Source organism: Noviherbaspirillum malthae, from assembly GCF_015352985.1.
Lineage (GTDB): Bacteria > Pseudomonadota > Gammaproteobacteria > Burkholderiales > Burkholderiaceae_D > Noviherbaspirillum > Noviherbaspirillum malthae.
On record NZ_JACYXF010000006.1, the window covers coordinates 207,250 to 230,471 of the forward strand.

At 61.8% G+C, this 23,222-nt stretch carries 20 protein-coding genes and 1 pseudogene; 11 read left to right on the top strand and 10 right to left on the bottom strand.

Annotated elements, in window-relative coordinates; translation table 11 throughout:
- Positions 1 to 13 precede the first annotated feature (13 nt).
- Positions 14 to 1,015 (bottom strand): prolyl aminopeptidase, encoded by a 1,002-nt coding sequence (gene pip / locus IGW03_RS11860; protein WP_194722760.1) that lies wholly within the window; start codon positions 1,013 to 1,015, stop codon positions 14 to 16.
- A 294-nt stretch (positions 1,016 to 1,309) separates the two neighbouring features.
- On the opposite strand from pip, the gene IGW03_RS11865 reads away from it, so the two are divergent.
- Genes IGW03_RS11865 through IGW03_RS11900 form a run of 8 tightly spaced genes read left to right on the top strand, consistent with a single transcriptional unit; the run spans position 1,310 to position 7,778 of the window.
- A complete protein-coding gene (locus IGW03_RS11865) occupies positions 1,310 to 1,813 on the top strand; it encodes a (2Fe-2S)-binding protein (protein WP_194722761.1) in 504 nt (167 codons plus the stop codon).
- Entirely contained in the window at positions 1,810 to 4,026 is a 2,217-nt protein-coding gene (locus tag IGW03_RS11870) for a xanthine dehydrogenase family protein molybdopterin-binding subunit (RefSeq protein WP_194722762.1), read from the top strand. The genes IGW03_RS11865 and IGW03_RS11870 overlap by 4 nt, the downstream gene beginning before the upstream one ends.
- Positions 4,027 to 4,032: 6 nt before the next feature.
- Positions 4,033 to 4,500, top strand: a complete 468-nt coding sequence (gene soxX, locus IGW03_RS11875) for a sulfur oxidation c-type cytochrome SoxX (RefSeq protein ID WP_323744961.1) — start codon at positions 4,033 to 4,035, stop codon at positions 4,498 to 4,500.
- A complete protein-coding gene (locus IGW03_RS11880) occupies positions 4,500 to 5,000 on the top strand; it encodes a SoxY-related AACIE arm protein (protein ID WP_228535378.1) in 501 nt (166 codons plus the stop codon). Before soxX ends, IGW03_RS11880 begins: the two co-directional genes overlap by 1 nt.
- Position 5,001: 1 nt before the next feature.
- Positions 5,002 to 5,325 (top strand): thiosulfate oxidation carrier complex protein SoxZ, encoded by a 324-nt coding sequence (gene soxZ / locus IGW03_RS11885; protein ID WP_194722763.1) that lies wholly within the window; start codon positions 5,002 to 5,004, stop codon positions 5,323 to 5,325.
- 1 nt (position 5,326) lies between these two features.
- Positions 5,327 to 6,130, top strand: coding sequence for a sulfur oxidation c-type cytochrome SoxA (gene soxA, locus IGW03_RS11890; protein WP_194722764.1), 804 nt, complete (start codon positions 5,327 to 5,329; stop codon positions 6,128 to 6,130).
- A 23-nt stretch (positions 6,131 to 6,153) separates the two neighbouring features.
- Entirely contained in the window at positions 6,154 to 6,498 is a 345-nt protein-coding gene (locus IGW03_RS11895) for a c-type cytochrome (protein WP_194722765.1), read from the top strand.
- Positions 6,495 to 7,778: an NAD(P)/FAD-dependent oxidoreductase gene (locus IGW03_RS11900; RefSeq protein WP_194722766.1), complete on the top strand. Its 1,284-nt coding sequence runs from the start codon at positions 6,495 to 6,497 to the stop codon at positions 7,776 to 7,778. Before IGW03_RS11895 ends, IGW03_RS11900 begins: the two co-directional genes overlap by 4 nt.
- A gap of 771 nt (positions 7,779 to 8,549) precedes the next feature.
- Here IGW03_RS11900 and IGW03_RS11905 read toward each other — a convergent pair.
- Positions 8,550 to 9,971: a nucleobase:cation symporter-2 family protein gene (locus IGW03_RS11905; RefSeq protein WP_194722767.1), complete on the bottom strand. Its 1,422-nt coding sequence runs from the start codon at positions 9,969 to 9,971 to the stop codon at positions 8,550 to 8,552.
- Positions 9,972 to 10,270: 299 nt separating this feature from the next.
- On the opposite strand from IGW03_RS11905, the gene IGW03_RS11910 reads away from it, so the two are divergent.
- A complete protein-coding gene (locus tag IGW03_RS11910) occupies positions 10,271 to 10,651 on the top strand; it encodes a glutaredoxin domain-containing protein (protein WP_194722768.1) in 381 nt (126 codons plus the stop codon).
- Positions 10,652 to 10,689: 38 nt separating this feature from the next.
- Here IGW03_RS11910 and IGW03_RS11915 read toward each other — a convergent pair whose 3' ends face one another.
- Positions 10,690 to 11,901: an aminopeptidase gene (locus IGW03_RS11915; RefSeq protein WP_228535380.1), complete on the bottom strand. Its 1,212-nt coding sequence runs from the start codon at positions 11,899 to 11,901 to the stop codon at positions 10,690 to 10,692.
- Between the two features lie 291 nt (positions 11,902 to 12,192).
- Between IGW03_RS11915 and IGW03_RS11920 the strand changes: the two genes are divergently transcribed.
- Positions 12,193 to 13,368: a M48 family metallopeptidase gene (locus tag IGW03_RS11920; RefSeq protein WP_194722769.1), complete on the top strand. Its 1,176-nt coding sequence runs from the start codon at positions 12,193 to 12,195 to the stop codon at positions 13,366 to 13,368.
- Between the two features lie 27 nt (positions 13,369 to 13,395).
- On the opposite strand, the gene IGW03_RS11925 is transcribed toward IGW03_RS11920, so the two are convergent.
- Positions 13,396 to 14,478, bottom strand: coding sequence for an AI-2E family transporter (locus IGW03_RS11925; protein WP_194722770.1), 1,083 nt, complete (start codon positions 14,476 to 14,478; stop codon positions 13,396 to 13,398).
- Between the two features lie 202 nt (positions 14,479 to 14,680).
- Positions 14,681 to 15,349: an SOS response-associated peptidase gene (locus tag IGW03_RS11930; protein WP_194722771.1), complete on the bottom strand. Its 669-nt coding sequence runs from the start codon at positions 15,347 to 15,349 to the stop codon at positions 14,681 to 14,683.
- Positions 15,350 to 15,582: 233 nt separating this feature from the next.
- Here IGW03_RS11930 and IGW03_RS11935 point away from each other — a divergent pair, with 233 nt between their 5' ends.
- Positions 15,583 to 15,789, top strand: a complete 207-nt coding sequence (locus IGW03_RS11935; RefSeq protein WP_194722772.1) for a hypothetical protein — start codon at positions 15,583 to 15,585, stop codon at positions 15,787 to 15,789.
- Positions 15,790 to 15,812: 23 nt separating this feature from the next.
- Here the strand turns inward: IGW03_RS11935 and IGW03_RS11940 are convergent, their stop codons facing one another.
- The 5 genes and pseudogenes from IGW03_RS11940 to IGW03_RS11955 all read right to left on the bottom strand — a co-directional run bounded on the left by IGW03_RS11940 (position 15,813) and on the right by IGW03_RS11955 (position 22,999).
- On the bottom strand, positions 15,813 to 17,942 hold the full coding sequence (locus tag IGW03_RS11940) for a putative bifunctional diguanylate cyclase/phosphodiesterase (RefSeq protein WP_323744962.1): 2,130 nt from the start codon (positions 17,940 to 17,942) through the stop codon (positions 15,813 to 15,815).
- Positions 17,943 to 17,999: 57 nt separating this feature from the next.
- On the bottom strand, positions 18,000 to 19,643 hold the full coding sequence (locus tag IGW03_RS11945; protein ID WP_267253474.1) for a putative bifunctional diguanylate cyclase/phosphodiesterase: 1,644 nt from the start codon (positions 19,641 to 19,643) through the stop codon (positions 18,000 to 18,002).
- 114 nt (positions 19,644 to 19,757) lie between these two features.
- Positions 19,758 to 20,090 (bottom strand): annotated as a pseudogene (locus IGW03_RS39025) (PAS domain-containing protein); the annotation flags it as partial.
- A gap of 180 nt (positions 20,091 to 20,270) precedes the next feature.
- Positions 20,271 to 22,253, bottom strand: a complete 1,983-nt coding sequence (locus tag IGW03_RS11950) for an MHYT domain-containing protein (protein WP_194722775.1) — start codon at positions 22,251 to 22,253, stop codon at positions 20,271 to 20,273.
- A 548-nt stretch (positions 22,254 to 22,801) separates the two neighbouring features.
- Positions 22,802 to 22,999: a hypothetical protein gene (locus IGW03_RS11955; RefSeq protein WP_194722776.1), complete on the bottom strand. Its 198-nt coding sequence runs from the start codon at positions 22,997 to 22,999 to the stop codon at positions 22,802 to 22,804.
- Positions 23,000 to 23,222: the final 223 nt, after the last annotated feature.

A 23,222-nucleotide genomic window follows, 5' to 3' on the forward strand; every position in this document is an offset into this window, starting at 1 on the left:
ATGGAAATTGGAGTCAAACCGGGCCCGATGCCTGCAGCGCGGCTGCATCGAAACGCTTGTTTCGCTTGAAATACTCGATTGCCTGAATGACCTTGCTGCGGATGCCGGGTTCCGCCGGTGAATGCCCGGCATCTGGCGCGATATGCAGCACCGACCCCGGCCAGGCGCGATGAATGCTGTAAGCGGCGGCCGGCGGCGCAATCACGTCATGACCGCCTTGGATGATCATCACAGGCAGGTGCGAGATGCGGCCGATATCCCTGAGCAGGCTTCCCGGTTCCAGAAACATGCTGTTCCTGAAGTAGAAGGCATCGAGCCTGCCGGTGCCGTAGACTACAGGGTCGTTCTTTACCGCTTCCTCTATCAACGCCGGATCCTGGCGCAGCAGCGAGCAGGCTTCGGTGTACTTGAACCAGCGGCGCGCGGCGTCCATGCGCGCATCCGCGTCCTTTCCAAACAGGCGTTTCTCGTAGGCAGTGAGAATGTCGTGCTTTTCCTGCTGCGGAATCCAGCTGATGAAGTCGTCATGCGCCTTCGGAAAGAAGCGCCGCATGCCGTGCAGGAACCAGTCGATCTCGTCGGGACTGCCGAGGAAGATGCCGCGCAAAACGAAGCCGAGACAGGCATCCGGATAGGTCTGTCCATACGCCAGCGACAGCGTGGTGCCCCATGAACCGCCGGTCACCAGCCACTTGTCGATGCCCAGCATCTTGCGCAGCGCTTCCATGTCTTCCACCAGAAGCTGGGTGGTGTTGCGCTCGACTTCGGCAAGCGGAGTGGAGCGGAAGGCGCCGCGCTGGTCGAACAGGATGATGCGGTAGGTATCGGGGTCGTACCAGCAGCGCTTTTCCGGCGACGAGCCGCCGCCCGGGCCGCCGTGCACATACACCACCGGGATGCCGTCGGGATTGCCGCATTCTTCCCAGTACATCGTATGAAGGTCATCGATAGGCAGCATGCCGGTGCGGCGCGGTTCGATGGGAGGAAAGAAATCAAAGTCGGGAGAAGCGTCCATGGTTCTTTGCAAGGAAGGGATTAACGGGTGTGCATTCGTGAGTCCAGACCATGGCGGTGCATGAAGATTCAATCTTGTCGGTCCGCTTTTTTGGAAGCCTATCGGAGTGAATTCCTTGCCGTCTTCATCAGCGAACCGTTGGAGCGAGCGGAAACCTCGTTCCGAAGCCAGGGCAAGCAAAGAGGAAAAAGACATCGTAATATATCCGGGCCGCATCAAAGCGCCGCCAGGCGCGTCGGCTCGCAGCACCCTCCTGATTTGCTGATTCGCCCGATAACAACAAGGAGTTGAGACATGGCAAAACTGAACGTCAATGGCGCGGTACGAGAGTTCGAGGCGGAGGAGGATACGCCGCTGCTCTGGGTGCTGCGGGAGCAACTGGGACTGACCGGCACCAAGTACGGCTGCGGTATCGCCCAGTGCGGCGCCTGCACCGTGCATATCGACGGCGAACCCACGCGCAGCTGCGTGCGCCCGGTGTCCACCGTGACCGCCGAGCAGAAGATCGTCACCATCGAAGGCCTGTCGAAAGACGGTTCGCACCCGGTGCAGAAAGCCTGGGCCGCACTCGACGTGCCGCAGTGCGGCTTCTGCCAGAGCGGCATGATCATGGCGGTCGCTGCGCTGCTCAAGGAAAAGCCCAATCCCACCGATGCCGACATCAACCAGTCGATCACCAATATCTGCCGCTGCGGCACCTATAACCGGGTGCGTGCCGCAATCAAGGTCGTAGCCCAGGGCGGCAACACCCGCAGCGCCGGCCTCGCCATCCAGCATGCCGACGGGAGCACGACATGAACCGCGCCGACATCGATACGCCCGCCAAGCCGGCCAGGGACGTGGTCAATCCTTCCCGCCGCCGTTTCCTCGGCACTTCCGCCGCCGCATTCGGCGGCCTGATGGTGGGCTTCCACATTCCGTTTGCCGGCACCGCCGCGGCGCAGGGCAGCACGCCTCCCGAGATCAATGCCTGGGTGGTGGTCAAGCCGGATGATACCGTGGTGATCCGCATCGCCCGATCCGAGATGGGCCAGGGCTCGCTGACCGGTCTGGCCCAGCTGGTCGCTGAAGAGTTGGACTGCAACTGGGCCAAGGTCACGACCGAATATCCGACGCCCGGCCAGAACCTGGCGCGCAACCGGGCCTGGGGCAATTTCTCCACCGGCGGCAGCCGAGGCATCCGCGAATCGCATGATTACGTCCGCAAGGGCGGCGCGGCGGCGCGCATGATGCTGGTGCAGGCGGCGGCCAATGAATGGCAGGTGCCGGCGGCCGAATGCCGCGCTGCCAACAGCGTCATTACCCATGGCCCCTCGAACCGCAGCACCACCTATGGCAAGGTGGCCGAGGCTGCGGCGAAGCTCACGCCCCCGACGGATGTTGCGCTCAAGGACCCGAAGGACTGGAAGATCGCCGGCAAGCGGCTTGCACGCCTGGACACGGTCGACAAGACCACCGGCGCGCAGATCTACGGCATGGACCTGAAGCTGCCCGGCATGCTGAATGCGGCGATCAAGGATTGCCCGGTGTTCGGCGGCAAGGTCAGGCGCTTCGACGCCGCCCAGATCCAGAACAAGCCGGGTGTCAAAAAGGTGGTGCAGGTGGGCGACAGCGCGGTGGCCGTGGTGGCCGACACCTGGTGGCATGCGAAGACCGCGCTCGATGCGCTCACCATTGAATGGGATGAAGGCCCGAATGCCAAGGCGTCCAGCGCCGAGGTGGCGCAGATGCTCAAGGCCGGCCTCGAGGCGAACGACGCGGTGGTCGGCAACCAGAACGGCGACGTGCGCGCCGCGCTGGCCTCGGCGGCGCGGCGGATCGATGCGGTCTATTCGTATCCGCACCAGAACCATGCGACCATGGAAACCATGAACGCCACAGCGAAGTGGACACCGGAGCGCTGCGAGGTCTGGACGCCGACGCAGAACGGCGAAGCCGCGCTCGCAGCCGCTTCCGAGGCCGCCGAACTGCCGGCATCGAAGTGCGAGGTCTACAAGCTGCACCTGGGCGGCGGCTTCGGACGGCGCGGTGCAGTGCATGATTGGGTACGCCAGGCGGTCGCCATTGCCAGGGAAATGCCCGGCACGCCGATCAAGCTGATCTGGTCGCGCGAGGAAGACATGACGCACGGCCGCTATCATCCGATCACGCAGTGCAAGCTGAGCGCCGGTCTCGACAAGAACGGCAATGTCACCGCGCTGCACATGCGGATTTCGGGGCAGTCGATTCTTGCCGGCGTGTTCCCGCAGAACATCAAGGACGGCAAGGATCCGGTGGTGTTCCAGGGACTCAATGCGCCGGGGCCGGAAGCCTCGATCGGCTACGGCTTTCCCAACCTGCTGGTCGACCATGCGATGCGCAACCCGCCGGTGCCGCCGGGCTTCTGGCGCGGCGTCAATCTGAACCAGAATACGATCTACCTCGAATGCTTCCTCGACGAAGTCGCGCATGCGACGAAACAGGATCCGCTGGCCCTGCGCCGCAAGCTGATGGCCAATCATCCCAAGCATCTGGCGGTATTGAATGCCGCTGCCGAGCGCGCAGGGTGGGGCAAGCCGCTGAAGAAGGGCGTCTATCGCGGCATCGCGCAGACCATGGGCTTCGGCAGCTATGTGGCGGCGGTGGCGGAAGTCTCGGTCAGCGACGACGGCGTGCTGAAGATCCATCGCATCGTGGCCGCCACCGACCCGGGTTATGCATTGAATCCGCAGCAGATCGAGGCGCAGGTCGAAGGCTCCTTCGTGTACGGCCTGTCGGCGGCGCTGTATGGCGAATGCACGCTCAAGGACGGCCGCATCGAGCAGGACAACTTCAGCACCTATCCGGTGCTGAAGATGGATGAGATGCCTGCGGTGGAGACTGTGATCGTGCCTTCCGGCGGCTTCTGGGGCGGTGTCGGCGAACCGACGATTGCGGTGGCCGCGCCGGCGGTGCTCAATGCGGTGTTCGCCGCCACAGGCAAGCGCATCCGCGACCTGCCGCTGAAGAACCACAGCCTGAAGCGGGCCTGAGGCGGCGTGCGGGCAAGGGCACTGATGCTGCTGGTATGCATCGCAACCGCAGATGCGGCCGGCGCCTTGCCTGCAGTGAGCATCGAGGGCGATGAAATCCGCTCGCCGCTGGAAGGCAAGCGCGGTGACGCGGCCCAAGGCCGCGCCATCGTCGCCAACCGGCAGGTGGGATTGTGCCTGCTGTGCCATACCGGGCCGGTTCCGGAGGAGCGCTTCCAAGGCAACCTCGCGCCGGATCTGTCCGGCGCGGGCTCGCGCTGGAGCGAAGGGCAGCTGCGGCTGCGCATCGTGGATGCGGGTCGTCTGAATCCTGAGACTATCATGCCGTCTTACTATCGCAAGGATGGACTGGTTCGCGTCAGCCCGGCCTTGCAGGGCAAACCGATACTGGACGCGCAGCAGATCGAGGATGTGGTGGCGTATCTGCTTACGCTGCGCAACGAAGCAGCGGAAGGAAAAGACAAGGCGAAGTGATGGCTGAACAAGATAATGCCGATTCCGAACCAGGCCTGCATGGATTGCCTGACGCCTCGCGCCGACGCATGCTGGCCGCAGGCGCCGGCATGATGCTGTGGCTGGCCGTTCGTCCTGCCGCTGCTACGCCGGCGGAAATGGAAGCGGCAGTCCGTTCCTTCACCGGCGGCGCGAAGATCAGTCCCGGGAAGGTCAGGCTGGATGTTGCCACGCTGGTCGACAACGGCAACGCCGTGCCGGTCACGGTCAGTGTCGACAGCCCGATGACGGCCGCGGAGCATGTGGCCGCGATCGCCATCTTCAACGAGCGCAACCCGCTGCCGGATGTCGCGCGCTTCACGCTCGGGCCGCGCGCCGGCAAGGCGTCAGTCTCTACGCGGATGCGGCTGGCGACGTCGCAGAAGCTGATGGCGGTGGCGAAACTCAGCGACGGCAGCTACTGGTCGCACACCGTCGATGTGGTGGTCACATTGGCGGCCTGCATCGAAGGGGAGAGCTGAGATGGCGCGCGCACTGATCAAGGTCCCGCCGACGGCAAAGCGCGGTGAAGTCATCGAGATCCGCACGCTGATCAGCCATCCGATGGAAACCGGCTATCGTCCCGGCGCGGACGGCAAGGTCGTGCCGCGCAATATCATCCGGCGCTTTTTCTGCCGCTACAACGGCGAGGTCGTATTCAGCGCCGAACTTCATCCGGCGATCGCCGCCAATCCCAATATCGTGTTCCATACGGTCGCTACCGAAAGCGGCACGTTGTCCTTCACTTGGGAAGGCGACCAGGGTTTCAACCAGACCGAATCGGTCGGCATCACGGTTACCGCATAGCATGCAAGGCGCGCCGCTGCGACTGCTACTGCTGCTGGCCTGCATGATCGGCACTTTTGTTGAAGCCTCGGCGCAGGGGCAGACCAGGGGACAGCAAGGTGCCGAAGGGCGCCTGCCCGGCTCGGCCTTCATGAGCCCCTCCACGCAGGAAATGCAGCGTGACGACAGCCAGAATCCCGCGATGCTGTGGGTGCAGGAAGGCGAGGCGCTGTGGAACCGCAATGCAGGCCGCAGCGAGCGCTCCTGCGCAAGCTGCCATGGCGAGGCAAAGTCTGCGATGCGGGGCGTGGCGGCGCGCTATCCGGCAATGGATGCACAAACGCGGCGGCCAATTAATCTCGGTCAGCGCATCAACCAGTGCCGCCACCAGCACCAGCAGGCTGAACCCTTCGCCGCAGAGAGCGAACCCCTGCTGAGCCTGGAAAGCTATATCGCATTGCAGTCGCGCGGCATGCCGATTTCGCCGCCGCAGGATGCGGCCCTGCGACCGCATGTCGAGCAGGGCCGGCAGCGGTGGCTGCAGCGCATCGGCCAGCTCAACATGTCTTGCGCCCAGTGCCACGACGACAACTGGGGCAAGCGCCTTGGCAGCAGCCCGATTCCGCAAGCCCATCCCGGCGGCTATCCGATCTACCGCCTGGAATGGCAGGCGATGGGCTCGCTGCAGCGGCGGTTGCGCAACTGCATGAACGGCGTCAGGGCACAGCCTTATGCATTCGGCGCGCAGGAAATGGTGGAGCTGGAACTGTATCTCGCCGAGCGCGCCAGGGGCATGCCGCTGGAAGCGCCGGGCGTGAGGCCGTGAACTTGAACAAGGAGAAGCGGAACATGCTGAGCTTGCGGATGCTTGCTGTATCGATCTGGATGGGAGGTGCCGCCACGCTTGCGTTGACCGCCATGGCGGCGGATCAGGACTTGGCGGGGCGCAGGCTGTATGCCAACTGCGCTGCCTGCCACGGCACCGACGGCAGGCCTGCGGGCAATGCCGGCGAAGGCAGCCTGCCGCCGCTGGCGGGACAACCCAAACAGCAGCTGATCGCAAGCATGCAGGCATTCAAGGCCGGCGAGCGCCAGGCGACGATCATGCACCAGATCGCCAAGGGCTACACAGACGAACAGATCGCGCTCATCGCAGGATTTCTCGCGAACCAGAAAAAACAGGAGGCACGATGAAGCGGCGTGAATTCATCAAGACGATTGGTGCCGCGAGTCTCACCGGGGCCGCTGCGACGCTTCCGTCCATTTCCGTGTCCGCTGCTCCATCGAGGCCGAAGGTCGTGGTCGTCGGCGCAGGCTACGGCGGCGCGACGGCAGCCCGCTATCTCCGGTTGTGGAGCAATGGCGGCATCGACGTCACCCTGGTCGAGCCGAATGCCGCCTTCATCTCCTGTCCCTTGTCCAATCTCGTGCTCGGCGGATCGAAGCGGCTGGACGATCTTACGCTCGGCTATGACGCACTGACCCGGCGCCATGGCATCCAGCTGGTGCGCGACCGGGCCGAGCGCATCGATGCCGCCAGGCGCATCGTCAGGCTGGCAGGCGGCAGGCAGCTCGCCTACGACAGGCTGGTGCTGTCGCCCGGCGTCGATTTTCTGCTCGACAGCTTGCCGGGTTTGAACGCGCCCGATGCGCAGGACACGGTGCTGCATGCATGGAAAGCCGGTCCGCAGACCGTGGCATTGCGCCGCCGGCTGGAGGCGATGGAAGATGGCGGCAGCTTCGTGATGTCGATTCCGCCGGCGCCTTACCGCTGCCCGCCCGGGCCCTACGAGCGCGCCTGCCAGGTCGCCCATTATTTCAGCCGCGCCAAGCCGAAATCGAAGGTCATCGTACTTGACGGGAACGAGGATGTGGTGTCCAAGGGCGCACTGTTCAAGCGCATCTGGGCCGAGCGCTACAAGGACATCATCGATTACCGTCCGAGCTTCCGCGCCGCGGATGTGGATGCAAAGACCAATACCGTCATCTCGGAACTCGGCGACGAAGTGCAGGGCGCGGTATTGAACGTGATTCCGCCGCAGTCGGCAGCAACCATTGCGGTGCAGACCGGTCTGGCCAACAGCAACCGGCGCTGGTGCGCGGTCGACTTCCTCAGCTTCGAATCGACGCAGGAAAAGAACATTCACGTGCTTGGGGACGCGATCCAGACCGCACCGCTGATGCCGAAATCGGCACACATGGCGAACCAGCATGCAAAGATCTGCGCCGCCGCCATCATCGACATCTTCGCCGGCCGCGCGCCCGAGCAGAAGCCGATGCTGACCAATACCTGCTACAGCTACGTCTCCGACAAGGACGTGATTCACGTGACCTCGGTGCACGCCTATGACACGGACAAGAAGACCCTGATCGCCGTGCAGGGAGCGGGCGGGGTGTCAGGCGCGGCCAGCGAACTGGAGGGTGTGTATGCAGGTGTCTGGGCGCGGAACATCTGGGCTGATACGCTGCTGTAGGCGTGCGGCGGCGCCTGACATGTGATTGATGCACCACTTATGCCAATCTCAAGTCATGCCGTACCGAATGAGATCGATGGAATCATTCAACTTGCAAGGCCGAGACTGCAGATCCGGAATAGATAGCAGGGCTATGGACGATGAGCGCAACGCGGCCAGACGGAAAAAGATGCGATCTCATGCCATGGCATGCCTTTCAAGTGGTAGCAGAGCGCTTTCGACTTGTCTGTACGGTCGATCCCGGACCGATTAGCTCTGGTACCGCGTTGTGGCTCCTTGCCATGGCACCGCCATGTCGCGGCGCCACGCCTTGTCTCAAAGCCGATCCGTCTCGGCCTCGACTAATACCAATCCCAAATCATTCCATGCCATGAGAGCGCGTCTTTTTCCACCTGGCCGCGTTGCGCTCGTCATCCATAGCCCCGCTATGGACTCCTCCCGCGCCTTGCCAATCGAAAAAATCCATCGATCTCAATCGGCATGTCATGACTTGGGATTGGTATAAGCCGTCAAGACGAAACCGCTCTAGGCGGCATACTCACAAATGTACCGCCCAAAAAAGTAACGCCCCATCCGTGATCCCGGTCCGTCCGAGGCTTGTGCCTCCGGACTGCCGACCTGATCCGCTCGATAGGGCGTTGCGCCTGCCGCCATGCATATCGGTTGCATGTGAAGCAGATGACGGCATCATACCGGCCCCTGATGACCGATAGATGACTTACGTCAACATTTTTGAGAAATTTCTACATTGTCTACATGTAGTCGATAAAGTCATTCCGTCCCATGGGTCGTCGCGGCAGCCAGTTCGAAAGCACGGTCGGCGGACACCACGCCGTGGTAGAACAGGTTGAGCACCACTGCCGTCAACGTGCCGAGCACGATGCCGCTGTCGGTCACCGCATGGGCCCAGGCCGGCAGGTGTTGGAAGAATGAGGGTGACAGCGTCGGGATCAGGCCCATGCCGACCGATACCGCGATCACGAACAGGGCATGCCGGTTCTTCTCGAAATCGATGGTGCCGAGGATGCGGATGCCGGCAGCGGCCACCATGCCGAACATCACGATGCCGGCGCCGCCGAGCACGAACTGCGGCACCGAGGCCACTACATGCGCAATCTTCGGGAAGAGGGCCAGCACGATCAGGATGACGCCGCCGGCCACCGCCACGTAACGCGAGCGCACGCCGGTGATGTTGACCAGGCCGACGTTCTGGGAGAACGAGGTATAGGGGAAGACGTTGAATACGCCGCCGATCACCGTGCCGAGACCGTCGGCGCGCAGGCCCGCGCTCAGGTTTTCCGGTGTGATCTTCTTGCCGGTGATGTTGGCCAGCGCGAGGAACATGCCTGTCGATTCCACCAGCGTGATCAGCATGACGATGCACATGGTCGCAATGGCGCCGAGGTGGAAGGTCGGCATGCCGAAATGGAAGGGCGTGCTGACGGCGAACCAGCCGGCTTCCTCGACGCCGTCGAAATGCATCTTGCCCAGCGCCAGCGAAACCAGGGCGCCGACCACGATACCGAGCAGGACGGCGATGTTGGCGATCAGCCCCTTGCCGAAGCGGCTCAGGCACAGCACCACGCCGAGCACCAGCGCGGCGATGGCCAGAGCGGCAGGATCGGCATAGGCCGGATTGGGCGCCTGCATCGCCACGCCGTCTATCGTTTGACTGACGAAAGGCTGGCCGTTGGCGGCCCAGTTGATGGCCACGCCCATCAGCGACACGCCGATCAGCAGGATGACGGTGCCGGTCACCAGCGGCGGAAACACGCCGAGCAGCCTGCCCATCAGCGGCGCGACCAGGATGCCGAAGAGCCCCGCCGCGATGGTGGCTCCAAAGATGGCTTGCAAGCCCATGGTCGGATCGGTGCCGATGGCGATCATCGGACCGACGGAGGCGAAGGTCACGCCCATCATCACCGGCATGCGGATGCCGAAGTAGCGGCTGCCCAGCGCCTGGATCAGCGTTGCGATGCCGGCTGCGAGCAGGTCGGCATTGATGAGGAAGGCGATGTCCGCCTTGGACAGGCCGAGCGCGCCGCCGACGATGAGCGGCACGGCGACGGTGCCGGCATACATGACCAGCACGTGCTGGAAGCCCAGCGTTCCGAGCTGGAACAGGGGGAATTTCTGCTCGACGAGATCGAGCTGGCCGACCTGGTTGTGGTCGGCCGCGGGTTTTGCTGACATGAATATCTCCTCCAATGCATGGGTCAAATGCCCGCATTGCTGCTTGTTGATCGGTGCCCTTGAGGGCCAGTGTGGATTCGCTGCAGATTTTTTTGGAGGATGGTAGCCCGCTGCCGGCATGGCGATTTAGCCAACAGCCAATACCGGTTATAAGGATGGCCTGATAGTGAGGATCGGCAAGAATGCAGCCGGAGGGCCTTCCATGCGGTGCAATGCCGCATGAGACAAGGCAGGACACCGTTCAACGTACGGCAAAGCGGGCTATCATCCTACGCATTTCCAGCCCTTGGGGAGCCAGCATGAGCCGCAGCATCCTTGACGAAACGCATATTCATCCATCCATCCGCACAGTCATCGCCGCCAATCACGCCGATATCGTTGGCGAAGTCAAAGCCGCCATCGCCCGCAACGATATCGTGGTAGTCGGCATGGCGCAGAATCCGTTTCCGCGCAAGGCACGCGCCCTGCTGAAAAGCGCCGGCCTGCAGCATGCCTATCTCGAATACGGCAGCTACCTGAGCGGCTGGCGCCGCCGCAATGCGCTCAAGATGTGGACCGGCTGGCCGACCTTTCCGATGGTCTTCGTCAAGGGCATGCTGATCGGCGGGGCAGGCGAACTGCAGAAGCTGATCGCCAGCGGCGAATTGCAGACGTTGCTCAACTCCGCCAGGACGGGCTGAAGCGGCCGCAGGCTGTTATCAGGCTATCCAGCCGATCATCAGCCGACCGTCTGCCTGGCTGCCCGCACCGGGCGAGCGGGCTGCGGCTTGTTCACGGGAAGCGGGGCTGCTCCTGCCGTGCCGGCCTCCAGTGCGAGCAGCCTTTGTTCGCGCTGAAGCTTGGGCAGCGCTGCCAGTTCCTTCGCCGCCGCGAAGAATGCCGGCATGTCCGGCTGCTGATCCATCAATGCCCGGAATCCCGGCGCCAGGCTGTGATAGGCGGCGATGGAGGCAAGGTGCGCATTGGTCAGGCGCTGGTTGAACCAGTTGTCGTAGCCGGTATAACCGCCCCAGCCGACCTTGATCATGCCGAACTCATTCTTCAGTTCGCGGAATATCCTCGCCTTGTCGCTGCGCATGGCGGTTGCGTTTTCGCCGCTGGCGTACAAGGCTTCGAGCCGGTTCCGGTAGCGCGTGAGCAGGTCGAGATAGTCTTTTTTCCTCGACTGATAGGCGAAATAGGTTTTGCGCATGGTTTCGCTTCCATGGCGCGCCAGCCAGCGCGCAACACCTTCGGTCTCCACGGCGACGGCGAAGGACTCGTTGAACTGGGTGTCGCCCCTGGCATAGACAGCTTGATGTGCGAGTTCATGAGAAATCAGGCGTACCAGGTTGAGTTCGGAGGTATGGATGAAACTCGACAGCACCGGATCGCCGAACCAGCCCAAGGTCGAATAGGCCGATACTTCGGACACATGCACGTCGTATCCCTCGTTTTGCAGGACCTTCGCATAGGCGATTGCATCATCCTTGTTGAAGTAACCGCGGTAGTTGACGCAGCCGGCGACCGGGAAGCACCACTCGACCGGTTCCAGTGAAAACTCGGAGGTGGCGACGACGTTCCACGCGACGGCAGGCCTGCCGATGTCGACATACTCCCGATAGCTGCCGTTGTCCGGCAAGCCAAGCTCGCGCACGGCGAATTCCCGTATCTGCGTCACTTTCACCAGTTTCTGTTTCAGGTCGTCCGGGGTGCGCGGGTCGAGCAGCAATGCATCGATCGGCTTGGCCGCCGCAAGAATGCTCAGATGCCCGACGGCTGCCTGCAGGTAAAAGGGCAGGGAGCGCAGCGTCGGCAGCAGCATGAGAACCAGAACAAAGGCGATCGCCCATCTTGCCCGCGGTCTGATTCTCGCAAGCGAAGGAAAACGAAGGAAGGACGGTTGGGGCGAGCTGCCCGGCAGGGTTTCAGGCTGGGATGAACGCTTCATGTCTCGTTGTAATTGTGCCTATGCGGCTCGCCGCGCGTGAGATTTGCCCAGGCGGCATCGCCGGGGCGGTCCATGGTCAACCTGTAGACTCCGGCGCCTGCGGAATAGTTTTTAAGTGATATCACGTAGCGCAGGGCGTTTCCTACCCGGTTGCATCAGATAAGTATTTGCAAACTCGGGCTATCATTGCGACAAATTGCAAGATCCGCAATGGCGACCCCGACCTTCGTCGGCAATCAAACAAATAAGAAATGAAAGGCGATATCGATGAAACCTGCGAATCAAACCGGCATGCAAGCTTCGCGTCGCACCGGTAATTTGGCACTGGCCCTTTGCCTTGGAGCAGGGCTTGCCGGATGCGCAACCCGCGTACCGCTGGATACGCCGGTGCCGCCGGTCAGGACCGTGACTGCGCCGGCACCACTGCCCGCGCCGGCGCCGGTGCAGAAGGAAGAACCGGTAACGTATTCGGTCGACCTCGGCGGCGCGCGCGATGACGGCGTCAGGCCGCTGCCCGATGCGCCGGTGGTATCCCAGCAGGACATCGACCGGCTGCGCGCCTGGGTTGCGGATCATAACCGTTTGTACGACGTGGCCGGCACGCTGATGATCCGCAACGTCGAACTTTGCCCAAACAATGCGCGCCGCATCCTCGGATTTACCGCCAAGAACCGGTTCTCCTATACCAGCCAGTTCGCCGATACGGCAGCCGCGGCGCTCGGCCTGGATGAGCGCCTGCAGGTGATCCACGTGCTGCCCGGCAGCGGCGCGCAGAATACAGGCCTTCGGCGCGGCGACATTCTTCTCGATTTCAACGGCCAGCCCGTGCCTTCCGGTCCTCAGGCCGAGCGCGAGGCGTCCGTGCTGATCATTTCGGAAACCCGCGGCAAGCAGCAGGTGAAACTCACGGTCGACCGCCAGGGCCAGCCGGTGACGCTCGACGTGCCGCTGACCGACGCTTGCGCGTTCGGCATCGAACTCGGTGATTCGGAAGAGATCGGCAGCTATGCCGACGGCTATCGGGTCATGGTGACCCGCGGCATGCTGGGCTTCGTCAGGTCGGAAACCGAACTCGCCTATGTGATGGCCGGGGAATTTGCACGCAACCTGCTGGCCGCAGGCGACCGCACTGCCGCCGCCGCACTGATCGACCAGTACCGCTTCCTGAAAACCGGCACGCCTTCTAGTGCCGCTCCGGTTCAGATCAGGCCTTATGCTGCTGCAGCCGATATCCAGGCCGACCGCCTGGCGCTGTACATGCTCGCCCGCAGCGGCTACGACATCCGCGCCTACGCGCCGTTCTGGGAGCGGGTGGCGCAGGCTGCTTCTACCGTGCCTGTCGCGGAACTGCCGGTCAACAGCTATGCGGTGCTGCATCCCGGCTTCCGTGAACGGCAGCAGGCGATTCCGCGCCTGGTCTCCACCATCGAGCAGAAGCGCGCGAGGAACGAGCCTCTGCTGCCTTGATGCCTATGGGATTGCGAAGCGGCTTTCCTATGCCGCTTCGCGGTGATCGTCCGTCTTGCCCTGTTCGCCGGCGGAATGCTTGAGCACCGGCGTGCTGGGCAGATTGCGCAGCCACCAGAATAGTACGGCCATCATGAAGGGGCCGATGAACAGGCCGAGCACGCCGAGCGTGGAAACGCCGCCGAGAAGGCCGAACAGTACGGCGAGGAAGGGCAGCTCCACACGGCTGCCGATCAGTTTCGGCCGTACGAATTTATCCACCAGGAAGAGTTCGAACGCGCCCCAGCAGAACAGGCCGAGCGCAGCCGTTGCCTGCCCCTTGCCGAGCAGGAGCAGCGACACCAGCGTGAACGACAGCGGCGCGCCGCCGGGAATCAGCGCCATATAGCCGGTAATGACGCCCAGCAGGGCCGGAAACGGCGCCCCCGCAATGTAATAGGCCACGCCGAGCACCACGCCTTCAAGCAAGGCTACCGAGCACAGACCGAGCGCCGTACCGCGCACCGATAGCGGAAACAGTCTTGCCAGTACCGGGTAATGCGCCGGCAGCAGGCGCATGCCGGCACTGTCGACATAGTGGCGCACCGCATTGCCGTGCAGATAAAGGATGAACAGGGTCAGCAGGGCCAGGAACATGTAGAGCGCATTGGCCAGCAGGGTCGAGCCGACCGCGCTTGCCGCCGCCGACAGCTGCGGCACCATGCCGCCTACGGTGGAACGGATCAGTGCTTCCAGGCTGCCCGGCGCTTCGAGATGCTTGCTCCACCATTCCACCGCATGCCCGCCGATGACCGGCAGTTGCGAGATCCATCCCGGCACGGGAATGCCCGCGATGTTCTGCCTTCCGATGAAGCGTTCGACCGCCGCCAGTTCTCCGCTGAGCGCATTGAGAACGAACAGCGAGGGACCGGCGAACAGCAGGATGAGGCCCCCCAGCAGCGCGCTGGCGCTGGCCGCGCGCGTCCAGCCGCGGCGCTGCAGCGCTTCATGCAGCGGCCAGGTGATCACCGCAAGCAGAGCCGCCCATGCCAGCGAGGCAAGGAAATGTTTCAGCATCAGGGCAAGCGCGATGATAAAGAGCAGCGGAAGAATCAGCGGAAGATAAGACATACTGCGGGGATCGGGGTTGAGAAATCGGGTAACAGAGGCTCTCAGGGTAGCAGGTATTGACCCGGCACGGCATAGCGCATGCACAAAAAGAGGCAGATAACATGGCAGTTTGTTATCGCCGAGACAAGTTGCCCGGGCCGGCTATTGAAACCGCGCATGCCGGGTTGAAGGTCCAGGAGCGAAACGGTCCTTTTCCTTCGGTTTAGATGAACGGAAGCGAAGGTTGTCCCTGCTTGCGTTTCGCCTTCGGACTTGGCCGCGCGATCAGGCGGTCCGCCGGATACTGGCGGAAGAATGCCGGCGCCTCTTCTGCCGGGCATTGCAGCCAGTCGTCGTAACGGGAAGCGTCCACCAGCACCGGCATGCGCTTCTCGTCCTCCGGGCGCCCGAAACGCCGCATCAGCGGATGCTCGTCGGCATTGATGGTGAACATGGACATGGACAGCAGTGCGCCGGCTACATCCGTAGCCGGCCGGAATTCCCAGAGCCCGGCCATTGCCAGCGGACTGCCGTCCGCATGGGCGATTTCGTAACGCACCTTGCGCGTGCCGTGTTCATACGACGCTTCGAAGAAGCATTCCGCCGGTATGAGGCAGAAGCGGCCCCGCTTGTAGGCATTGCGAAATACCGGCTTGCCTTCCGGTACCTCGCTGCGCAGGCTGAAGGTCTGGCTGGTGATCTTCATTTCGGCCCAATGGGGCACGATGCCGAATATCGCCTGCTCGCAGGCACGGTCGCCGGGCTGCGGCATGCGGATCATCGGCGCCATGTCGCCGGGCGCGACTTCGTTGCCGATGTCGAAATCGGGTGGCGTTACGTTGAAATACCGCCGCAGCTGCGATGCGGCGGCCGGAATGTAGGTGGCTGGCATGCTTGCTATTTTAGCTTCAAGGGTAATTCAGGGCACGCTTGCGTATTCCGGCATTCACGTTCACTTTCAAGATGACTCCACGGAAATTCTTGACGTTTCTCAACCTCATTGGCGAATTGCCGACAACCATTTACTTCCGTCAATCAAACGCGTGATATCGCTTGGGCTCTCATCGGCCGAGGCAGATACTGATGCATAGACAGCTCCCGTCTGCCCACACAAGGTGAATGAACGTGAGATCGAATAAAGAACTCAAGCAGATACTCGGACCCGGCCTTACCGGCAAATACGACATGGCCGACCTTTCCTTCTCCGTTCAGAAGAAAGTCGCCGAACCCGAACCGGCTGAACAAGCTCAGGGCATGGACCTGCTCGATGATTACGTACTGGTCCTGAGGAAAGCGGATGACACGCCGAAGGAGGGAAACGGGAAAGCCTGAGAAGCCCCTTCCGAGAAAGCGCTCTAATGGATTGCTATGCGCCGGCTTCGCGGCGCATGCCGCAGCAGCTGCGCCAGCTCTTCCGGCGGAACGGCGGCGCCGAAAAGAAAGCCCTGCACTTCATCACATTCATTTGCGTGCAGAAAGCGGATCTGCTCTTCCGTCGTGACGCCCTCCGCCACCACCGTCAGGTTCATGGTATGCGCCAGTGCGATGGTGGCCGCGACGATGGCTTCGTCGTCGCGGCTGGCGGTGATATCCCGGATGAAGGATTGATCGATCTTCAGACCGCTGACCGGCAGCCGCCTCAGATAGCTGAGGGATGAATAACCGGTCCCGAAATCGTCGATGGAGATCGACACGCCGGCATTGCGTATTTCCTCGAGCTTGATCAGCGTGGATTCCACGTTCTGCATCAGGCTCGATTCCGTGATTTCCAGTTCCAGCCATCTCGGCTCCAGCCCGGTGCTGCGAAGCGCATGCTTCACCGCATCAATGATGGCGGAGTCCGGGTCCAGCTGCATCGGCGACAGGTTCACCGACACCTTGAGGGGAGGCAGCCCCGCATTCTGCCAGATGCGGTTTTGCATGCAGGCCTGCATCAGCACCCATTCGCCCAGCTGGCTGATCAGGCCGATTTCTTCGGCCAGCGGAATGAATTCATTGGGCGGCACAAGGCCGCGTTCCGGATGATTCCAGCGGACCAGCGCCTCCGCGCCGACAATGGCCTGGCTGTTGATGTCGACGCGGGGCTGGTAGTACACGACGAGTTCATCGCGCTCCAGCGCGCGGCGCAGGTCATGCTCATGCGTCAGCCGGGCCTTCGCCCGTTCGTCCATGTCAGCCTTGTAGAGGCGCAGGGCGCCGCCTCCGGCCGCCTTGGCCTCGTACATGGCGAGGTCGGCATTGCGCAGCAGGGTTGCCGCTTCCGTGCCGTCCTTCGGGAAAAGGCTGCAGCCTACGCTGCCCGAAACGGCCAGCTGATGCCCTTCCAGCCTGACCGGGCGTTCAATGGCGGAGAGGACGTTCCTTGCGACCGTGATGACGCTTTCCGGCATGGAGACTTCCTCCAGCACGATGGCAAATTCGTCACCGCCGATGCGCGCCACGGTGTCGGCCTCCCGCATGCACTGCCTGAGACGATCGGCGATGATGCATAACAGGATGTCGCCCTTGTCATGGCCGAGGCTGTCATTGACGACCTTGAATCGGTTCAGGTCGATGAAGAGAACGGCCACCCGCCGCCCCGACCGCTCCGCCTGCACCACCGCATGCCTGAGCCGGTCATCGAGCAGGTTCCGGTTGGGCAGGCCGGTCAGGCTGTCGTGGGTGGCAAGGCGTTCGATGTGGCGTTCACGGTTTTTCAGCTGCGTGATGTCGCGCGCGATGCCGTGCACGCCCACGATGCGGTGGTCCGCCGTCATCGGTATGGCTGTCACCGCGGCCTCGAACCGCGTGCCGTCCTTGCGCACGCCCACGCTTTCGAAACACGAAGCGATGCCCCGGCTGGCGGCGACGAAGCGCTCCGTGACCATTCTGCGGTGCTCGGGAGCGATCAGGGTCTGGTAGCGCATGGACAGCAGATCCTCATGCGCATATCCGGTCAAGCCGGAGAATGCGGGATTGGCTTCGATCAGGGCGCCATCGAGATCGAAGGCGAACACGCCGTCAGGATGATGTTCAAACAGGGACTGAAGCCGCCGGCTCGCATCGGTGCTGCCTGATTCCGCCAAGTGCGGTGCCGCATGCGGCAACACCTGAGCAACGCAGTAATACGCGTTGTCGGCGGCGGACCATTTTGCCCGCAGCGCGGTCGGAACGGCGCGGCCGTCCTTGTGTAAAAATCGCGTCTGCAGGGTGAGCTCCCGCTCCGCGCCGCGCTGCTTCGTCAGCGACTGATCGAGGTCCTCGCGGTCGTGCTCGTGCACCAGGTCCGCAAGCCGCCGATGATGCAGATCTTCAGGGGAATAGCCCCAGCTCTGCAGGCAAGCCTTGCCGATGCGGCGAATCTTTCCCTGCGCATCGGCGGCGATGAGAACATCGGTCGAGATGTCGACCAACTGTTGGTATGTGTGCTGTTCCTTGCTTGCCGCGCCAGTATGTCGATGGCGATTTGAAATGGGCCGTTTCGATTGGTGGCGCTGTCTCTTCACTTCATGCAATAGGAATCTGTTCAGAAAAATGCGGCGTTCGCGGGGCGATGCCTGCCGTCAATGGTAAAGGCCGAGCTGGGAGCGATACCAGGATTCGAACTCCGGCGCCGCTAGCGGCTTGCTGAACAGATGTCCCTGCACCTGGTCGCATCCATGGTCGCGCAGATAGCGCATGACTTCCTCGGATTCGATGCCTTCACCGACGACTTCCAGGTTCAGCGCGCGTCCTATGCCGAGGATGGTGTCGGCGATCGATTTGCCGTTTTCATTGGATTCGAGATTGTCGGTGAAGGAACGGTCGATCTTGAGCTTGTCCAGAGGAAGGCTGGTCAGATGCCCCAAATTCGAATAGCCGGTGCCGAAATCGTCGAGCGCGATGCGCACGCCGCGTGATTTCAATTGGTCGAGCTTGCTGACCGCGTCCGGGATGTTTTCCATGAGCGCGCTTTCCGTGAGTTCGATTTCCAGTCTGCCGGGTTCGATGCCGTACTCGTCGATGGCGGCGATGAACCGCGGCGCAAATTCGGGGTGCCTGAACTGCGAGGCGGAGACATTGATCGACATGCTCGGCACACCGAGCCCGCTGTCCTGCCATCGCTGCTGCTGCCGGCAGGCTTCGCGCACCACCCAGAAGCCGACCTCGTCGATGAGCCCGGCCGATTCCGCGATGGGAATGAACCGGTCCGGACTCAGCAGGCTGCCGTTGTTATCCGGCAGCCGGATGAAGGCTTCGGCGCCGACCGGCTTGCCGGTGCTGATGTCGATGACGGGCTGGTAGAGCAGCTGCAGGGTGCCGGAACGCAGTGCTTCCTTGAGGCGCTGCTCTAGTTCGACGCGGTCTTCCGCCAGATGCAGATATTCCGGAATGAAATGCCTGAAAGTATCCCGCCCGGCGCGCTTGGCGGCATACATCGCCAAGTCCGCGTAGCGGATCAGTTCCGAGATCGACGAGCCATCCTTGCGGTAGAGGCTGATGCCGATCGAAGGGGAGACGCTGATCTGCAGCCCGTTGAGCTGAATGGTCTTGCGAATGCTTTCGAGAATGTGCTGCGCCACGGTTTCCGAGTCTTCCTTGCCCAGCACCCGCGGCAGAATGACGATGAATTCGTCACCTCCCAGCCGGCTGACGATATCCTCCTTGCGCGTGCATTGCAGCAGGCGACGCGCCACTTCCTGCAGCACCTTGTCGCCTACGTCATGGCCGTAGAGATCGTTGATGGGTTTGAAGCGATCGAGATCGATGAACAGCACGGCACAGTCGGCGTGCAGGCGGTCGGCCTGAGCGAACAGGTGCATGCAGTATTCATAGAGCAATGCACGGTTTGGCAGGCCGGTGAGGCTGTCGTGCTGCGCAGCTTCCTGTACACGCCGCTCCGCCTCGCGGCGCTCGGTGATGTCGACAGCCACGCCGACGCGTCGCACAGCTTGTCCATGCTCGTCGAAATGCGTTCTTCCGCGCGTGGAAATCCACCGTTCCTTGCCGTCGTTCCGGTCGAGGGCGCGAAACTCGTAGTGGAAGCGCCCATCAGTGCCGGGCTTCGACGATTCGAGGACAACCCGCCGTACTTCCTCCAGATCTTCCGGGTGAACGCATTCGTAGAACATGTCGAGCGTCATGTCGGCATCAGCCCGCAAGCCGAACATTTCCTTGAGTTTCGGTGACCAGGCGAGCCGCCGCTCGCCGACGAAATGATCGAACATGCCGATCTCCGCCGCTTCCATCGCCAGCTGCAGCTTCTCGGCACTGCGCGCAGCTTCCTGCTCGGCTTTGCGGCGTGCGGTGATATCGGCTGCAAAGAGGATGGCTCCGATGCGCTCCCCCCTGTGAAAGAAGGGGGAAACGGTGCAGGAGGCATACACGCAACGGCCATCCTTGCCGGTGAATTGCCAGACGAAATCGCGCGCGGACTCGCCCAGGACTGCGGCGCGGTATACCTTGCATTGTTCAAGCGTCACTGGGCGGCCGTCGGGATAGCGTTGATGCAGGGTGTCAAGAAGGGTATGTCCGAATACTTCCTCATCGGAAAAAAGGAATACCCTTCTTGCCTCGGGATTCTGGTAAATGACGCGCGCCGACGTATCCGTAATGAAGACGGAATCGGCGGCATGTTCGGCTATGCTGACATCAAACGCTTGTATGGATTCCATCTAAAAAGCACGCATGCGTTATATTTCAAGTCAGATTCGACTTGCCATCAGGTCAGCGAGTTCGATAGATCGTGGCAGTAATACGTTCGAAGTTGTCAGGTCTCAATACCCGTTGCAGCAGGTCAAGTTGCAGGCTGCTGCGTGGCTCAATTTGTTTGCCGGCTGCATATTTGCCTATCTTCACTTGCCGGATCTAACCATCCTTTGATTCAGGCTGGCAACTGCGGCCACCAGCGCCGTGGGTTCAACCGGCTTTGACATGTAACTCGTGAAGCCCGCGCGCAGCGCCCGCATCTTGTCGTCCGAACGCGTGAAGGCGGTCAGCGCGAGCGCGGGCACCGTTCCGCCGCGCGTCTCGTCCAGCATCCTGACACGGCGCATGAATTCATAGCCGTCCACATCGGGCATGCCGATATCGCTGATGATGACGTCGGGCCGGGAGTCCTCCAGCAGCGCCAGCGCCTTGGGTGCGCCTGCCGCGGTAATGACGCTTGCGCCGTTCTGGGAAAGAATGTGCTCGACCAGGTCGCGCGCGTCCTGTTCATCGTCGACCAACAGCACCCTGAGACCCGAGAGATCGGCGGCATCGCTCTGTACCGGCGCAGCATTCGCACGGTTTCTGTCCGTCGGGAAGAGCAGGGATGAGGTCTGCGTATCCAGCAGCGGAAGGCGGATGGTGAAGGTGGTGCCCATGTTTTCGCCGGGGCTTGCCACCTCGATCGAACCTCCCTGCATTTCCACCAGCTGGCGCGCGATCGACAGGCCGAGCCCGAGGCCGCCGTAACGGCGCGTGGTGGATGCATCGGCCTGGCGGAAACGATCGAATACATAAGGCAGGAAATCCAGGCTGATGCCGATTCCCGTATCGCTGACCAGGATGCGGATGTCATTTTCCTGCTTTTGCATCTGCAGCCGCACCGTGCCGCCGTTGGGGGTGAACTTCACTGCGTTGGACAGCAGGTTCCACATCACCTGCTGCAGCCGGTTCGGATCGCCGTAGATGGGGCCGGTATCGGTATCCAGCGAGTTTTCCATGCGTATGTTCTTGGCCATTGCCGCGGGCCGCACTGTTTCCATTGCCGCTTCGACGAAGCCGAGGGGATCGATCGATTTCATGTCCAGCCTCACCTTGCCGGAAATGATCTTGCTCATGTCGAGCAAGTCTTCGATGAGCTGGGCCTGCGCATGCGCATTGCGCTCGATGGTGTCAAGACCCTTGCGCAGCGTTGCCTCGTCCCTGACGCCGCGCTGCAGGATCTGCGCCCAGCCCAGGATGGCATTGAGCGGCGTGCGCAATTCATGCGAGAGCGTGGCCAGGAACTCGTCCTTCAGCTCGCTCATGCGTTCAACCTGGTTGCGGGCTTCGCGCTCCAGCATCAGCATGCGCTGGCGTTCCTCCGCCTTGGCTTGCGACAGCGCGAGGTGGCGTGAACCCGATTCGAGGCGGGCGTCGTAGATGGAAGCCATCAGCGCAATGGTCAGCACGCCGACCGTGGCAATGATGACCAGAACGGCCAGTGCATTCTGGCTGACGCCGCGCGAGGCCGCCGTGCAGACACTGCCGAGGGGAAAACTCGCTGCAGCCATTCCGGTGTAATGCATGCCGGCGATGGCGAATCCCATCACGACTGCAGCGCCGATCTGCAATGCCCAGACATGCGGCATGTTTTCCCGGAGCCGGAAAGCAATCCACAGGGCGCCGGCGGAGGTGACGATTGCAATCACGACCGAGGCTGCAAAAAGCGCCGGGTCGTAGACGATGCCCGGTTCCATCTTCATGGCGGCCATGCCGGTGTAATGCATCGCATTGATGCCAACGCCCATCAGCACCGAACTGGTGGCCAGGTCGGACAGCCGCAGATTCGGCAGGCTGACCTGCCACAATGCCATGCCGGAGACGGTGATCGGGAGTAGCAATGACAAAAGGGTGATCGGAATGTCGTAGCCGATGGGGATGGGAAGGCGGAACGCCAGCATGCCTACGAAATGCATGGCCCAGATGCCTGTGCCCATGGCCAGCGCGCCGCCGCTGATCCAGAGGCGCGCGCTCAAGCCATGCGAGTTCTTGACCCGGCCCGCCAGGCTGAGCGCGGTATAGGAAGCGAAGATGGCTACCAGTATGGAAACCAGTACCAGCGGAATATCGTGATGCCCGGGCAACATGTTGTTTGTTTGAAAGTGGCCGGTGATGGTGGGATTGTTGTGTCTATTATCGCCAGCAGGTAAGGACTACGGCAAGACTGGCACGCGGACATTGCCACGCTTCGGATTCATCTGGCACTGTGGCGGAGGGGCGGCCTCGCAGGTGTATTGAACAGTGCGAGTTGGCCTGGAAGTTGCCGCTTACCTGCGATGCGGTACGGCTTCTGCCCTGAAAATTGGCCTTACGGCTCTTGACAAAAGCGCGAAATTTCAAACTTGTGCACAAAGTCAGATAATCGAAAAAATTTTTGCTCCAATGTCCTGCGCTGGCGATCACTCGATTTGATTTTTCCTAACTCATTGATTTTTATCACTTCTCAAGATTGCTGAAGAAAAAGGCAATTTAAGAAACGCCCCGTCAAATCTGGCACTACCCGTTGTCAAGAGGGGGTTATGCACAAAGTTTTCCACAGGCAATGTGGATGACTGGAAAATCGCTTATGTGACAAAGAGTTACGCGGCATTCTTTATCTGTGAGCAAGTCTTTTGGCCACAAGACCAATGCCGGCTCATGCTTGACAAGCCAGTACCAAGCTTGTTACGTGCATCTGCCGCTGCTCGAAGGCTTCGATCAGAAGAATCAGTTCGTCCATGCGGGCTTCTCGGTCGCTGCGGGGGCCGGAATTCCAGAGCGCGTCGAATTCTTCGACTGCCGCCTGATATTCCGCTTCGCTGGGGATGGCGGTAAAAAGGTTGGAAGATGTCATGAGCTGATTCGGAGTATGCAAATTTCGCCGTGCGCCGGTCGACCGCATTATTCCCGGGTTCACGGGTGATGACGTCGGATGATAGGGGAGCAATATTGCCGTGAAATGAAATTCGCCTGCGTGTTCTACTCACGGCGGCCCCATCCAAAGCGGCACGCATAACGATACTGTGCGGTTCAGTTTAGGTTGACAGATCACCGGCGTCAAGCAAAACTGTACGGCT